This window comes from Streptomyces sp. NPDC005775 (assembly GCF_042871565.1).
Lineage (GTDB): Bacteria > Actinomycetota > Actinomycetes > Streptomycetales > Streptomycetaceae > Streptomyces.
Map to the genome: position 1 here is coordinate 297,985 of NZ_JBIAIU010000006.1, position 13,803 is coordinate 311,787.

Genomic DNA, 13,803 nt, shown 5'->3' on the forward strand with positions numbered 1-13,803 from the left:
AGCTCCTGAAAGCGTGGACGTGGTGGGTGGTGTGCCCGTCCGGCGGTTCCCCCGTGGATCGCCGGACGGGCATTCCAGGGCCGTTCACCTTAGTGGTGAGGCCACACGCCGATCCGTCTGCCCCCCGACGCGACGGATCGATGAGTCAGAGAGTGGCGTGGGGCGATAAACGAATGATGAACGAGCCGTGCGTACGTCAGATCACGGAAGCCGGATGAAGAAGGGCACGCACGTCGTCGGCCTCGGCCGAACCCAACTCCTCGAAGACCGTGAGTGACTCGCGCCAGCAGGCTTTCGCCCGATCGGTCTGGCCGAGTGGCATGAGGCTGAGACCGAGCACGGTGAGGACGTTCGCCCGTCGCCACTCCCCACCGATTCCGTGCAGTACGGCGAGGGCCTGTTCCGCCTGCGCCGCGGCCTGCGCGTGCTTGTGGTCGGCCAAGTCCACTTCCGACAGACGGAACAGTGTCATACCGTGCCAGAATCGCTGCCGGCTTTCGCGGAACACCGTAAGGGCCTCGGTGAGTACCTGCCGGGCCTCGGACGTCTGGCCCGCGCCGGTGAAGGCCAGCCCGAGCGCGTACTTCCCGTTGGCCAGGCGAAGAGCCTGCCCGACGCCGTCCGACGCGTAGAGGGCGATGCCCTGCTGGGCCAGGCTGACCGCGCTCGTCTTCCGGTCCGTGGCCAGGTGGACCCTGGACATGTTGCACAGGGCCGAGGCTTCACCCGACTTGTTGTTGTCCGCCCGGAAGGCGCTCAGAGCTTGGGCGAAGTGGGCCTCGGCGTCGGCGTGCCGGTTCTCGTAGAGGGCGATGATTCCCAGTTGGTTGGGCGCCTGGCTGGACGAGATCGGGTCGTCGGCGGCCAGCCCCAGTTCCAGTGCGCGTCGGGCGTCGCTCTGCGCGTCGGCGAACCGCCCCGAGATGCTGTGGACATGGGTCAGCATGGTGCGGGCACGGGCCTCCGCCTGCACGTCTCCCGCCGCGCGAGCAGCCTCGGAGACCGCGGTCGCCGCCTGGGTGAACTGGTGCGAGTTCGCGCCCGATTCCCCCAGGTCCACGGCAGCCATGAGGAGATCAGCGGCTTTGCGGAGCGTGCTCTTCGCAGCCGACTGCCGGGCGCACGCCAGCAGCCCGCTGGACTCGCTGAACAGCCAGTCCAGGGCCTCCGCCGGCGTGGTGAACGACAGACCCGGGCGGCTCGTCGGCTCGAAGTGGTCGAGCACGCGCTCCCCCGGCCGCTCCAGCGCGTACACCCCCGCAGCCGTCGCCAGATAGAAGTCCAGCAGCCGCGACAACGCCCGCTCCCGCTCCTCCGGCGACTGCTCGTCCCGCTCCGCGCACGAACGCGCGTAGAGGCGCACCAGGTCGTGGTAGCGGTAGCGGCCGGGCGCGGCCGACTCCAGCAGGCTCGTGTCGACCAGGGCCTCCAGGAGGTCCTCCGCCGTGTGGGTCTCCAGGTCCAGCAGGGCCGCCGCCGCCGCGAGGGAGATGTCCGGGCCGTCCGCGAGGCCCAGGAGGCGGAAGGCGCGGGCCTGGGCCGGTTCCAGCTGGCCGTAGCCCAGTTCGAACGTGGCCTTCACCGCCAGGTCGCCCGCCTGGAGCTCGTCCAGCCGGCGGCGCTCGTCCGCGAGCTTCGCGGCCAGGACCGAGACCGTCCAGGTGCGACGGGCCGCCAGGCGGGAGGCCGCGATGCGGATGGCGAGGGGGAGGAAGCCGCAGGCGGCCACCACGTCGAGGGCGGCCTCCCGCTCCGCGTTGATCCGCTCCTCGCCCACGATCCGGGTGAACAGCTGGAGCGCCTCCTCGGGCGACATCACGTCCAGGTCGACCAGGTGGGCGCCCGCCAGGTCGACCATCCGGACCCGGCTGGTGACCAGCGCCGCGCAGCCCGCCGTGCCGGGGAGCAGGGGGCGGATCTGGGCCGCGTCGTGGGCGTTGTCCAGGAGGACCATGATGCGGCGGCCGTCCAGCGTGGAGCGGTAGAGCGCGGCGCGTTCGTCCAGGGAGTCCGGGATCGCCGAGTCCGCCGTGCCCAGGGCGCGCAGGAACGCGCCGAGGACCGTCTCCGGCTCGGCGGCCCGGCCGCCCGTGCCCTGGAGGTCGACGTAGAGCTGGCCGTCCGGGAAGTGCCGCCGGGCCTGGTGGGCGACGTGCACGGCGAGGGTCGTCTTGCCGACGCCGCCGATGCCGGCGAGCGCGGACACGGCCATGACCGAGCCCTCCGCGGTGGCGAGGCGGTCGCCCAGCTCGCGGACGAAGGACGCGCGTCCCGTGAAGTCCGGAACGGTCGCGGGGAGTTGCGCGGGACGGACCGGTGCGGCCGCCGGCGCGGGTTCGTCGGCCGGGCGGGCCAGGTCCTCGTCCGCCTGGAGGATGCGCTGCTGGAGCGCCGCCAGTTCGGGGCGCGGGTCGACGCCCAGCTCCTCGGCCAGCAGCCGACGGGTGTCGGCGAACACGGCGAGGGCCTCGGCCTGGCGGCCGCTGCGGTACAGGGCCACCATCAGGAGCTCGCGCAGCCGTTCGCGCAGCGGGTGCGCGGCGGTGAGCGCGGTCAGTTCGGAGACCGCCTCCGCGTGGCAGCCGACCTCCAGGTCCAGGTCGAGGCGGGTCTCGGTGAGCTGGAGCCGCCACTCCTCCAGCCGGGAGCGCTGGTACTCCGCGTACGGTCCGGGCACGGAGGCCAGGGCCTCGCCGTCCCAGAGGCCGAGCGCCTCGTTCAGCAGGGTCCTGGCCCGGCCGCGGTCGCCCGACGCCCGGGCCTTCTCCGCGTCGGCCGCCCGGTCCTGGGCCACCGTCAGGTCGAGCGCCTCGGGCCCGATCCGCATGGCGTACCCGCCGGAATCGCTCGCCAGGGTCAGCGGGCCCAGGGTCTTGCGGAGCCGCGAGGCATAGGTGCGTACCGCGGCCAGGGCCTGGGAGGGCGGGTCCTCGCCCCAGATGGCGTCGATGAGTTCGGCGGCCGTCGCGGTGCGGCCGCTCCTGAGCAGCAGAGCCGCCAGCAGGGCGCGCTGCTGCGGTGAGCCGGAGGGCAGTGGCTCGTCGCCCCGCCGGGCCCGCACCGGGCCGAGCAGGGAGAAGTACAGCCCGGCCTCCTCCACCGCCACCCGTTCCGGGGCGCGCTGCTCCGGAACACGTACCCGTGGCCCGTCGTCACGGCCCATTGCTGTCTCCTGTCCTGCTCTGTGCGCTGCCCGGCACGGTTGTATATGTCCTGATGCCACCCAGGCCATCCGGATTGCTCCATACCGTTGGTATCGCCGTCAACAGTCTGCCTTGTGAACGGGGGGCGCGTCAGCCGTGGGTGACTCTCTGCACAAGCCCTCGACAACGATTGTGGAACGGGGCCCCGTCCGGATAGCTGACGGTTCGTCAGATCAACGCTACCTTGGTACGCATGGAGACCTTCCCGAAGATCATCTCGGTGGACGACCACACGGTGGAGCCCGCTCATGTCTGGCGGGACCGGCTCCCGTCCAGGTACGCGGACTCCGGCCCGCGCGTCGTCCGGGCGCCGCTCAAGGAAATGACGTTCATGGGCGGCAAGTTCGCGCCCGTGATGGGTGCGAAGGGGGACGACGGCCCGATCGGGGACTGGTGGGTGTACGAGGACCTGCACCGCCCGCTCACCCGGCTCGACACCGCCGTCGGCTACGACCGGGACGAGATCAAGCTCGAAGTCATCACGTACGAGCAGATGCGTCCCGGGTCGTTCTCGGTGCCCGAGCGGCTCGCCGACATGGACGTCAACCACGTCCAGTCCGCCCTCTGTTTCCCGACCTTCCCCCGCTTCTGCGGCCAGACCTTCACCGAGGCGAAGGACCGCGAACTCGGACTGCTCGGGGTGCGCGCGTACAACGACTGGATGGTCGAGGAGTGGTGCGGGCCCGACGCGCACGGCCGGCTCATCCCGCTCACCCTGATCCCGCTCTGGGACGCACAGCTGGCCGCCGACGAGGTGCGGCGCAACGCCGCGCGCGGGGTGCGGGCCGTGGCGTTCTCCGAGATACCGCCCCACCTCGGACTGCCGTCCGTCCACACGGACGAGTGGGATCCGTTCCTGCGCGCCTGCGACGAGACGGGGACGGTGATCGCCATGCACATCGGCTCGTCCTCGAAGATGCCGTCCACCTCCGCCGACGCCCCGCCGGCCGTCGGCTCCACCATCACCTTCGCCAACTGCTGCTTCTCGATGGTCGACTGGCTGATGAGCGGCAAGTTCGAACGCTTCCCGAATCTGCGGATCATGTACGCGGAGGGCCAGATCGGCTGGATCCCGTACATCCTGGAACGTGCCGACGTCGTCTGGGAGGAGAACCGCGCCTGGGGCGGCGTGGCCGACAAGGTCCACCGGCCGCCGTCGGAGCTGTTCACGGAGCACGTGTACGGCTGCTTCTTCGACGACGCCTTCGGGCTGAAGAACCTGGACGCGATCGGGGTGGGCAACGTCCTGTACGAGACGGACTACCCGCACTCCGACTCGACCTGGCCCAAGTCCCGCGAGGTCGGCGAGGCGCAGATGGGGCACCTGGACGCCGACGTCGTGGACCGCATCGTGCGCCGCAACGCGATCGACCTGCTCGGGCTGACCGCCGACGGGCTCTGGGCGGGGCCCGGCACGGGGGCGTGAACGGGGCGCGTGCACGGGGGAGGGGTGAGGCGGTCCGTTGCCCGGGCCGCCTCAACCCCCGCCGTCAGGCCCGGGTGACCGGCTCCTGGAGCTCCGTCACCCACTTCGCCCGGTCATCGGGGCACTCCAGACTGATCTCGCGCGCATACCCGGCCGACCGGTAGCCGCTCGCGTCGATCCCACGGGCCAGGGCCTGCTCCGTCGCCAGGACCCCGTCCATCGAACCCCGGTGGACGATGGTCGCCGCCTCGAACGGCGGCAGCTCGACCACCTCCACCCCGGTGTCACCCAGCGGTCCCACCGGGGCCGAGACCGTCACCCCGGCATGGACGACGACCGCGCCGCCGCCCTCGGGGGCGTCCTCGTAGCGCGCGATGCCGGGGCCCGTCGGGGAGACCCCCGCCTCGGCCAGCAGCGGGAACAGCCGCTCGTACAGCGGGCTGATCACCGGTGTGATGTCCTGCGGTCCGTACCCCGCGGCCACGGCGGTCAGCTCCGCGACCCGTACCGCCGGCACGTTCTTGATCATGACATCGTCCACGGACATGCGTCCCTCGCTCTCGATCGACCGGAGCCTCGCCTCGACCTGGGCCAGCCGCGCCGCCGCCGCGGTCATCGACGCCTCCAGCTCCACCCGCCGCAGCCGCAGCATCCCGCGCAGTTCCTCGGGGCCCACCTCCTCGTCGAGGACGGCCCGCACCTGCTGGAGCGTGAAGCCGAGGTCCTTGAGGGCGATGATCCGGTTGAGCCGGGCGAGCTGGGCGGCACCGTAGTAGCGGTAGCCGGTGGCCGGGTCGGTGCGGTCGGGGTGCAGCAGTCCGACCGCGTCGTAGTGACGCAGCATCCGGGCCGACACCCGTCCGTACCTGGCGAAGTCTCCGATGGTGAACATGATGTCTCCCAGTGCAGGCCCTCACACGGCGTCAAGGTCAAGCGGCGCGGCGGCCGGGAGCGGGACGTACACAGGCAGGAGCCCCGCTCCTCCGCCGAGGCGGGGGAGCGGGGCTCCTTGGGTACTGCAATGCCGGCCCGCGATCGGCCGACCCGGGCAACTAGGCCGGGGTGACGTTCTCAGCCTGCGGACCCTTGGGCCCCTGAGTGACGTCGAAGTTCACGACCTGGTTCTCCTCGAGGGAGCGGAACCCGGACGCGTTGATCGCGGAGTAGTGGACGAAGACATCCGGGCCGCCGCCGTCCTGGGCGATGAAGCCGAAGCCCTTTTCAGCGTTGAACCACTTGACGGTTCCGGTAGCCATAAGCCCTCCTTGGGCCAAAGGGTTGCCCTGCTCCAGAACCTGCAAAGAAGTCTGAAAACTACAAAAGCCTGCGGGTTACATGCTCCGCAGGCTCTGTACTGCAAGGGAAACCAAACTGCAACTTGGCGCTGAGCCTAGCACGCAGCATGTGGGGAACGGTAGAGGGAAAGATCACTTCTCCCGGATGTTTGGCAGCCGTCCGGATGACCGTTCAGGAAGGCCCTTCCGGGCGACTCCCGGACCCTTCCCGAGAGGTCTCCGGCACCCATTCCGGGGGCGCCGGAAGAGGGTTCGTCGCGACGCCGCGCGCCCCCGGTGAGGCCGTCCGCCGGTCACGGGTCTAGCCTCGCGATGTGGACAATTCAACCGTCTCAACCGTCGCAGGCGACGACCGTCGCAGCCGGCCGCGCGTCGGCCACATCCAGTTCCTCAACTGCCTCCCCCTCTACTGGGGGCTCGCACGGACCGGAACCCTGCTCGATCTGGAGCTCTCGAAGGACACCCCGGAGAAGCTCAGCGAGCAGCTGATCAGAGGCGACCTGGACATCGGGCCCGTCACCCTCGTGGAGTTCCTCCGCAACGCCGACGACCTGGTCGCCTTCCCCGACATCGCGGTCGGCTGCGACGGGCCCGTCATGTCGTGCGTGATCGTCTCGCAGCGGCCCCTGGAGGACCTCGACCGGGCCCGGGTGGCTCTCGGCTCGACCTCCCGCACCTCCGTACGGCTGGCGCAGCTGCTGCTCGCCGAGCGGTTCGGCGTCACCCCCGACTACTACACCTGTCCGCCCGACCTGGGCGTGATGATGCAGGAGGCGGACGCCGCCGTCCTCATCGGTGACGCCGCGCTGCGGGCCAATCTGCACGACGCCCCCCGGCTCGGGCTCCAGGTCCACGACCTGGGCGCGATGTGGAAGGAGTGGACGGGCCTGCCGTTCGTCTTCGCCGTGTGGGCCGCGCGCAAGGACTACCTGGCGGCCGAGCCCACCGCGGTGAAGAAGGTGCACGAGGCGTTCCTCGCCTCGCGGGACGTGTCCCTGGAGGAGGTCACCAAGGTCGCGGAGCAGGCCGCGCGCTGGGAGGCCTTCGACGCGGAGGTCCTGGAGCGCTACTTCACGACCCTCGACTTCCGCTTCGGGCCCGACCAGCTCGCCGGGGTCAAGGAGTTCGCGCGCCGCACCGGCCCGACGACGGGCTTCCCCGCGGATGTGAATGTCGAACTCCTCGGCGGCTGACGGAGACCACCCGGCTCTCCCGCCGCGTGCCAATCGACAGCGGCGCGGGAGCCCGTGCGGACAGCGGATGTACGGATATCGATTCGGGTGAATTCGCGGTGAATCGCCGATTGGCGGGAGGGCTCGGGAGTACGACTCCGAGCCCTCCCGCCAATCGACCGGGGGAAGGGCACATTCACGCCTATTGTTGGGGCGAATGGCGTCGTTCGTTCCCTTGGGGCCGAAATCGGCGGATGGTTTCCCCTGTGACCCGATGACCTTCGCCCATAGGCTTCGGTCGGAGGTCCGGCCGGTCCACGAGGGAGTCCGTATATGCAGCCGCTCGAAGCCGGCGAACCGCTGAGCATCGGTGCCTACAGGCTGCTCGGCCGACTCGGCGCCGGCGGCATGGGCCGGGTGTATCTGGGACGCAGCGCGGGCGGCCGGACCGTCGCGGTCAAGGTCGTCCACCCGCACCTGGCGCTCGACGAGCAGTTCCGTGCCCGGTTCCGGCGCGAGGTGGACGCGGCGCGGCGGATCGGCGCGCAGTGGACCGCACCCGTCCTCGACGCCGACCCGGACGCCCCCGTTCCCTGGGTGGCCCACGGCTACGTGGCCGGGCCGCCGCTCTCGTCCGCCGTCACCGACCACGGGCCGCTGCCCGAACAGGCGGTACGCACCCTGGGCGCCGGCCTCGCCGAGGCGCTCGCCGCGGTGCACGGGCAGGGCCTGATCCACCGGGACGTGAAGCCGTCCAACGTCCTGCTCGCCCTCGACGGGCCCCGGCTCATCGACTTCGGAATCGCCCGGGCCCTCGACGCCACCGCCTCACTCACCTCGACCGGCGTCTCCGTCGGCTCGCCCGGCTACATGGCACCGGAGCAGATCCGCGGCCTGGACACCTCGGGCGCGGCCGACATCTTCTCGCTGGGCGCGGTGCTGGCGTACGCGGCGACGGGGTCCGCGCCCTTCCTCGGCGACTCCTCCGCCGTACTCCTCTACAAGGTGGTGCACGAGGAACCCGAACTGGGTGAGCTGGAGGGCGAGCTGCACGACGCCATCGCCGCCTGCCTCGCGAAGGACCCGGCCGGGCGGCCCACCCCGGCGGAGCTCGCCCGGCAGCTGGCGCCCAACGGTGCGGCGGCCGCGGTGGCGGCGGGCTGGCTGCCCGGGCCGCTGGTGCGCGAGGTCAGCCGGTCGGCGGTCGCCCTGCTGGACCTGGAGCCGCAGGACGCGCCGGTGCAGTCCGGGCCGGTGCCGTTCACCAACGCGTCGTTCGGGTTCAACGGTGGCCCGGCCCTGGGCGTGTTCGGCCCGCCGGTGGAACCGTCCCCGCCGGCCGGCCCGGCCTCGCCGCCCTATCCGTCCACGCCCCCCGGGACGGGCGGGGTGCCGGGGCAGCGCGCCTCCGATCCCCGGTTCAGCGTCGGCATGAGCGCCGAACCCGGCCCGGGGGAGCGCGGGGGCCGGAGGCTGAGCTGCACCGTCGCGCTCGCTGTGGCCGGTGCGCTCGCCGCGGTGACGGTGGGCAGCGCGTTCCTCTTCGACCTGATGCCGGGCGGCGGCGATTCCGACACCGCGGGGCACGGTGACACCGCCAAGACCCCGTCGGCCACCTCCCCGGGCGACACGTCGTCCGCCGAGCCGTCGGCGCCCGGGAGTCCGGCCACCGGCTCCCCGGGCGGCCAGGTCTCCGCGGTCCCGGCCGCCTTCCTCGGCACGTGGCGGGGACCGCTCACCGAGAAGACGACCGGTGCGCCGCACGGCACGCTGACGGCCGTGTTCGAGAAGGGGCGGAAGGGCGCCGAAGTCGTCCACATGACGACCACGATCACCGCCCTCGGCGTGGAGGTCAGCTGTCACAGCGTCGCCACCCTCACGTCCGGCACGGACCGGGAACTGAAGCTCAGGGAGCGCACCGATCCCGAGCGCTCCAGCACGGCGGGTCTGTGCACCACCACGACCACCGACGTCCACTTCACCCGCGCCGAGGACGGCGCCCTGCGGTTCCGGTCCGACGAGCGGGGGGCCGGACTCCCGTACGGCACCCTGGCCCGGCCCACGGGCTGACCCGGCCGAAGGTCCGGACCGGCCCGGCCCGGTCCGGCCGCTGACCGGTGCGGGCCCTGGCGTACGCTGAACCGGTCCGTAGATCCGTTGAAAAACCGCCGAAAGGTGACAGCCCGGTGACCGAGAAGGCCGACCTCCAGCCCATCCTCGACCGAGCCGCCGAAGGCGGCCGGATCACTCCGGAAGAGGCCCTCGACCTGTACCGGTCGGCGCCGCTGCACGCGCTGGGCGCCGCCGCCGACGCCGTGCGCCGCCGCCGCTACGCGGGTACGGAGCACATCGCGACGTACATCATCGAGCGCAACATCAACTACACCAACGTGTGCGTGACGGCCTGCAAGTTCTGCGCCTTCTACGCCGCGCCCAAGGACACCGCCAAGGGCTGGTCCCGCGACCTGGACGACATCCTGCGCCGCTGCGCGGAGACCGTCGAGCTCGGCGGCACGCAGATCATGTTCCAGGGCGGGCACCACCCCGACTACGGCGTGGAGTACTACGAGGAGCACTTCTCCGCGATCAAGAAGGCGTTCCCGCAGCTGGTCATCCACTCGCTCGGCGCCTCCGAGATCGAGCACATGGCCCGGATCTCCAAGGTCTCCGCCGAGGAGGCCATCCAGCGGATCCACGCCGCCGGTCTCGACTCCTTCGCCGGCGCCGGCGCCGAGCTGCTCCCGGCCCGGCCGCGCACCGCGATCGCCCCGCTCAAGGAGTCCGGCGAGCGCTGGCTGGAGATCATGGAGATCGCCCACCGCCTCGGTGTCGAGTCGACCTCCACCATGCTGATGGGCACCGGCGAGACGAACGCCGAGCGCATCGAGCACCTGCGCATGATCCGGGACGTGCAGGACCGCACCGGCGGCTTCCGCGCCTTCATCCCGTACACGTACCAGCCGGAGAACAACAAGCTGAAGGGCCAGACGCAGGCCACGCTCTTCGAGTACCTGCGGATGATCGCCATCGCCCGGATCTTCCTGGACAACGTCGCCCACATCCAGGGCTCCTGGCTCACCACCGGCAAGGAGGTCGGCCAGCTGTCGCTGCACTACGGCGCGGACGACCTCGGCTCGATCATGCTGGAGGAGAACGTCGTCTCCTCGGCCGGTGCCAAGCACCGCTCCAACCGCCTGGAGATCATCGACCTGATCCGCAAGGCGGACCGGGTACCGGCCCAGCGCGCCACCACGTACGAACACCTGGTCGTCCACGACGACCCGGCGAACGACCCGGTCGACGAGCGCGTCGTCTCGCACATCTCGTCCACCGCGATCGAGGGCGGCACCGCGCACCCCGAGCTCAAGCTCCTCAACGCCAACTAGGGTCCTCGCCTTGCTGACGATCCACGCCGCCGCCCTGCTCCTGCCGGGCGGCGGCCGTGCGTCCGTACCCGACGGGGCGGTGGCCGTGCGGGACGCGACGACCGTCGCCTTCGGCCCGTACGGGGAACTGGCCGCGGCCCACCCCGACGCCCGGGTCCGGCGCTGGCCGGGCGTCCTGACCCCGGGGCTCGTCCAACGGGACGCGGTCCGGCTGCTGGAGGAGTCGTACTTCCCCGATCCGCGTGAGGCGGACACCCTGGGCACGTCACCGCTGACCGGCGAGGCGCTCGACGCGCTCGGGCCGGACGACACCTGGCGGGCCGGCAGCGTCCGGCGCGGGCTGCACCGGATGCTCCGGCACGGGACGACCGCGGCGACGGCCGCCCCGACCGCGCCGCCCGCCCTGGTCACGGCCATGCGCCGGTCCGGGCTGCTGGTCATCGGGGGCAGCGGTGACATGGGCGTCGTCGGATCTCCGGCGCACCCCGGTGGCACGCCCCGGCTCGACCCGCTGGCCGGGGCAGGGGCGGTGGCCGGGGCGATGGCCGCGCCGCTCGCCGTCGGTGGACGGGCCGATCTCGCCGCCTTCGACGTACCGGACGAGGACGCCCTGCTCGCGGCGGGCGGGGCGAGCTGCGTGGCGACGGTGGCGGCTGGGCGACTGGTGTACCGGGGCAGGTGAGGCAGGTCCGTCCCGTGCGTCAGGGTACGGAGGGCCCGCCGAGGTACGTGCCGTTGGTGGCGTAGGGCCAGGCGTTGGACACGCATCCCTTGAGGCCGTCGATCTGCTGCATCATCGCCGGAGCGGGGCGGCCCTTGCCGGGGCAGGTCTCGTGGCCGTGGCCGAGCCAGTGGCCGACCTCGTGGTTGATGATCAGGGCCCGGTAGTCGGCGAGCGGCCCGTGGAATTCCGGCGAGCCCTGCTGCCAGCGCTTGAGGTTGACCATCACCACCGCGCCGACGCGGCAGTTGACCTCGCCGTGGGTGTCGAGACCGCTCTGCCCGCAGACCTCGTCGGTGGTCTCGGGCGTCGCGATACGGATCACCAGACCCGCGGGTTGCGTCGAGATCTGGCGGAAGACCTGCTCGCCGTGGTGCGACCAGCCCCGAGGCGCCGCGAGCACGCGGGCCACCTCGGCGGCGGCCTCGTCCGCGTCCAGGCCCGAACCGTCCTCCACCTCGACCCGGTAGGTGTGGCCCCCGCCGGTGTCCGAAGCGGCCGCACGGGCGACGGCGAAGGAGGCCGAGGTCCCGGGGCCGCTCGCATGCTCGCTCTTCCACCGCAGACCGGCCACGGCGGCCGCCACCAGCACCACCGGAACGATCGCCATGACGAACAGCCGGCCCCGGCCACGCTCCCGCAGCCCTCGCCACCGCACACCTGATCCGGACATCCGCGCCACTCCCCGTACTTCGTTGTCCCCTGCACCCCTCTAAGAAGACCCTTTTCGGCGCCGATTGGTTCAGTCCACACACATACGGAAGTCCACACACACGGAAGGGGGAGGCGGGCGGAACACCGCCCGGGGAAGGATCTCAGGGGACCGTCGGGCCGCCGAGGTACTTTCCGTTCGTGCCATAGGGCCAGGCGTTGGACACGCACCCCTTGAGGCCGTAGATCTGCTGCATCATGGCGGGGGCGGGGCGGCCCTTGCCGGGGCAGGTCTCGTGGCCGTGGCCGAGCCAGTGGCCGACCTCGTGGTTGACGATGAGGGCCCGGTAGTCGGCCAGCGGGCCGTCGAACTCCGGCGAACCGGTCTGCCAGCGCTTGAGGTTGACCATGACGTCGGTGCCCACGCGGCAGTTGACCTCGCCGCGGGTGTTGAGGCCGCCCTTCCCGCAGATGCGGTCGGTGGTCGCAGCGGTCGCGATACGGATCACCAGCCCGGCAGGCCCCGTAGTCACCTGGCGGAAGGAGTGCGCCCCGCCGTGTGCCCAGCCGCGCGGCGCGGCCAGGATGCGGGCGACCTCGGCGGCGGCCTCGTCCGGGTCGACGCCGGAACCGTCCTCGACCTCGACCCGGTAGGCGTTCCCGCCCCCGGACGAGGCACCCGCGCGGGCCACCGCGAAGGTGCCCGGACCGGATGCCGGGATACGGGGAGTCCGGGCGGTGGCGGAAGGCGAGGGGGCGGGAGGCGCGGTGGTCGCCTTCGGCTTCGCGGCGGGGGAGGACGGGGGGTGGTCAGGGCCCGGACTCCGTGGGGCCTCCGGGGACTCCGGCGCGGCCGCCGAAGCCGGCAGACCGTCCCCGCCGGCCCATCGGGGAGCGGCGATCAGGACGACGCCGATCAGCGCCGCCGGGACGAGTACGGCGACCAGTACCCGTATGCGGCTGCGACGCCGGCGCGTCGGCCGGAGGCGCCGCCGGTTTCCCCTCCCTTGTCGCTGTGCCTGGCGCTGTCTTCTCTCAACCGCCACGAACCGAGTGCTCCTTGTCTTCCATCGGATGTTCGTTCGCATACTGCACAAGCTTCAGGAACCGCGCGTCACCGGCGGCGGCGAGCAGTTGGTCGACGCCGAGGGGCGCCGACACCATCGAGGCGTCATCGCCGTCGACCGAGAGCCTGACGGTGCTGTCGCCGTAGACGAACTTGAGTTCGACGTTGGTGAGGGTCTGCGCGCCGCTCCCGTTCCCCTCCGCGGTGATGGCGCGGACCTTGATGCCGCCGGGCAGCATCACCGTTTTGCACCGGAAACCCTTCGACGCGTTGTCGCGGCACACCGGATTCGCGCCGTAGTACTCGGGACCGCCCTGGGGGCGCACCGAGAAGACGACCGGGAACGCGTTGCCGTCCGCTTCGGCCTGGTACCGGCTCACCGTCAGGTCGACCGGGCGGACGGCGTCGAACGGCTCGTGGAGCAGTTCTCCGAGCAGCGACGCGACCTTCTGCTGGAACTCCTGCTGCCGGAGCCGTTCGGACGCCGGCAGGTCGGCCATGGACGTCTCGCCGGCGGACGGCTCGATGTGTACGGGCTTCAGGACGGGCAGGGGGACGGCGGTCAGGGAAGGGGCCGGGGTGGCGAACGTGGTCCGTGAGGCCACGGACCCGGTCTGCGGCTGCGTACCCCCTCCTCCGGGCCCCCACATCGGCAGCGCTACGCCGAATACGCCCAGGGCCACCACGGCCGTCATCCCCGCCCCGACGGCCGCGCGGGCACGGGTCCGGCGCCGACGGCCCTGGACCAGGGCGGCGGGCACCAGATCGGGCAGCGACGGCGCGCCTTCGGCCGTCCGCTCCATGGCCAGCCTGATCAGCAGCTCCTCGGTCCCGGGGTCGGGCTCCCGGCCGGGGGAGCGGTCCGTTTCCATGTCCACGACGG

At 71.9% G+C, this 13,803-nt stretch carries 11 protein-coding genes; 5 read left to right on the forward strand and 6 right to left on the reverse strand.

Annotation, left to right across the window (positions count from 1 at the left end; genetic code table 11):
• Positions 1-196: 196 nt before the first annotated feature.
• Positions 197-3,163: a BTAD domain-containing putative transcriptional regulator gene (locus ACFYPA_RS16985; protein ID WP_389132509.1), complete on the reverse strand. Its 2,967-nt coding sequence runs from the start codon at positions 3,161-3,163 to the stop codon at positions 197-199.
• Between the two features lie 233 nt (positions 3,164-3,396).
• Between ACFYPA_RS16985 and ACFYPA_RS16990 the strand changes: the two genes are divergently transcribed.
• Complete coding sequence (locus tag ACFYPA_RS16990) at positions 3,397-4,629, forward strand: amidohydrolase family protein (RefSeq protein ID WP_359352536.1); 1,233 nt, start codon at positions 3,397-3,399, stop codon at positions 4,627-4,629.
• Positions 4,630-4,693: 64 nt separating this feature from the next.
• On the opposite strand, the gene ACFYPA_RS16995 is transcribed toward ACFYPA_RS16990, so the two are convergent.
• Entirely contained in the window at positions 4,694-5,521 is an 828-nt protein-coding gene (locus ACFYPA_RS16995; RefSeq protein WP_359078151.1) for a MerR family transcriptional regulator, read from the reverse strand.
• Positions 5,522-5,681: 160 nt separating this feature from the next.
• Positions 5,682-5,885: a cold-shock protein gene (locus ACFYPA_RS17000; protein WP_003967102.1), complete on the reverse strand. Its 204-nt coding sequence runs from the start codon at positions 5,883-5,885 to the stop codon at positions 5,682-5,684.
• A 353-nt stretch (positions 5,886-6,238) separates the two neighbouring features.
• Here ACFYPA_RS17000 and ACFYPA_RS17005 point away from each other — a divergent pair, with 353 nt between their 5' ends.
• The 4 genes from ACFYPA_RS17005 (at position 6,239) to ACFYPA_RS17020 (ending at position 11,164) form a co-directional block, all read left to right on the forward strand.
• Entirely contained in the window at positions 6,239-7,117 is an 879-nt protein-coding gene (locus ACFYPA_RS17005) for a menaquinone biosynthesis protein (protein WP_359078153.1), read from the forward strand.
• A 312-nt stretch (positions 7,118-7,429) separates the two neighbouring features.
• Positions 7,430-9,166, forward strand: coding sequence for a serine/threonine-protein kinase (locus ACFYPA_RS17010; protein WP_389132513.1), 1,737 nt, complete (start codon positions 7,430-7,432; stop codon positions 9,164-9,166).
• A 116-nt stretch (positions 9,167-9,282) separates the two neighbouring features.
• Positions 9,283-10,482: a cyclic dehypoxanthinyl futalosine synthase gene (mqnC, locus tag ACFYPA_RS17015; RefSeq protein ID WP_359078157.1), complete on the forward strand. Its 1,200-nt coding sequence runs from the start codon at positions 9,283-9,285 to the stop codon at positions 10,480-10,482.
• A gap of 10 nt (positions 10,483-10,492) precedes the next feature.
• Positions 10,493-11,164, forward strand: a complete 672-nt coding sequence (locus ACFYPA_RS17020) for a hypothetical protein (RefSeq protein ID WP_389132516.1) — start codon at positions 10,493-10,495, stop codon at positions 11,162-11,164.
• Between the two features lie 19 nt (positions 11,165-11,183).
• On the opposite strand, the gene ACFYPA_RS17025 is transcribed toward ACFYPA_RS17020, so the two are convergent.
• The 3 genes from ACFYPA_RS17025 to ACFYPA_RS17035 form a co-directional block, all read right to left on the reverse strand.
• On the reverse strand, positions 11,184-11,876 hold the full coding sequence (locus ACFYPA_RS17025) for a DUF3152 domain-containing protein (RefSeq protein WP_359078160.1): 693 nt from the start codon (positions 11,874-11,876) through the stop codon (positions 11,184-11,186).
• A gap of 142 nt (positions 11,877-12,018) precedes the next feature.
• Positions 12,019-12,942, reverse strand: a complete 924-nt coding sequence (locus ACFYPA_RS17030) for a DUF3152 domain-containing protein (RefSeq protein WP_389132519.1) — start codon at positions 12,940-12,942, stop codon at positions 12,019-12,021.
• Positions 12,890-13,792, reverse strand: a complete 903-nt coding sequence (locus ACFYPA_RS17035; protein ID WP_359078896.1) for a hypothetical protein — start codon at positions 13,790-13,792, stop codon at positions 12,890-12,892. The genes ACFYPA_RS17030 and ACFYPA_RS17035 overlap by 53 nt, the downstream gene beginning before the upstream one ends.
• Between the last annotated feature and the right edge of the window lie 11 nt (positions 13,793-13,803).

What these genes read in the sequence shown, in the direction of transcription:
- ACFYPA_RS16985 (WP_389132509.1), bottom strand. Translation starts at nt 3,163, where the DNA reads ATGGGCCGTGACGACGGGCCACGGGTACGTGTTCCGGAGCAGCGCGCC.
- ACFYPA_RS16990 (WP_359352536.1), top strand. Translation starts at nt 3,397, where the DNA reads ATGGAGACCTTCCCGAAGATCATCTCGGTGGACGACCACACGGTGGAG.
- ACFYPA_RS16995 (WP_359078151.1), bottom strand. Translation starts at nt 5,521, where the DNA reads ATGTTCACCATCGGAGACTTCGCCAGGTACGGACGGGTGTCGGCCCGG.
- ACFYPA_RS17025 (WP_359078160.1), bottom strand. Translation starts at nt 11,876, where the DNA reads ATGTCCGGATCAGGTGTGCGGTGGCGAGGGCTGCGGGAGCGTGGCCGG.
- ACFYPA_RS17000 (WP_003967102.1), bottom strand. Translation starts at nt 5,885, where the DNA reads ATGGCTACCGGAACCGTCAAGTGGTTCAACGCTGAAAAGGGCTTCGGC.
- ACFYPA_RS17010 (WP_389132513.1), top strand. Translation starts at nt 7,430, where the DNA reads ATGCAGCCGCTCGAAGCCGGCGAACCGCTGAGCATCGGTGCCTACAGG.
- ACFYPA_RS17035 (WP_359078896.1), bottom strand. Translation starts at nt 13,792, where the DNA reads ATGGAAACGGACCGCTCCCCCGGCCGGGAGCCCGACCCCGGGACCGAG.
- ACFYPA_RS17030 (WP_389132519.1), bottom strand. Translation starts at nt 12,942, where the DNA reads ATGCGAACGAACATCCGATGGAAGACAAGGAGCACTCGGTTCGTGGCG.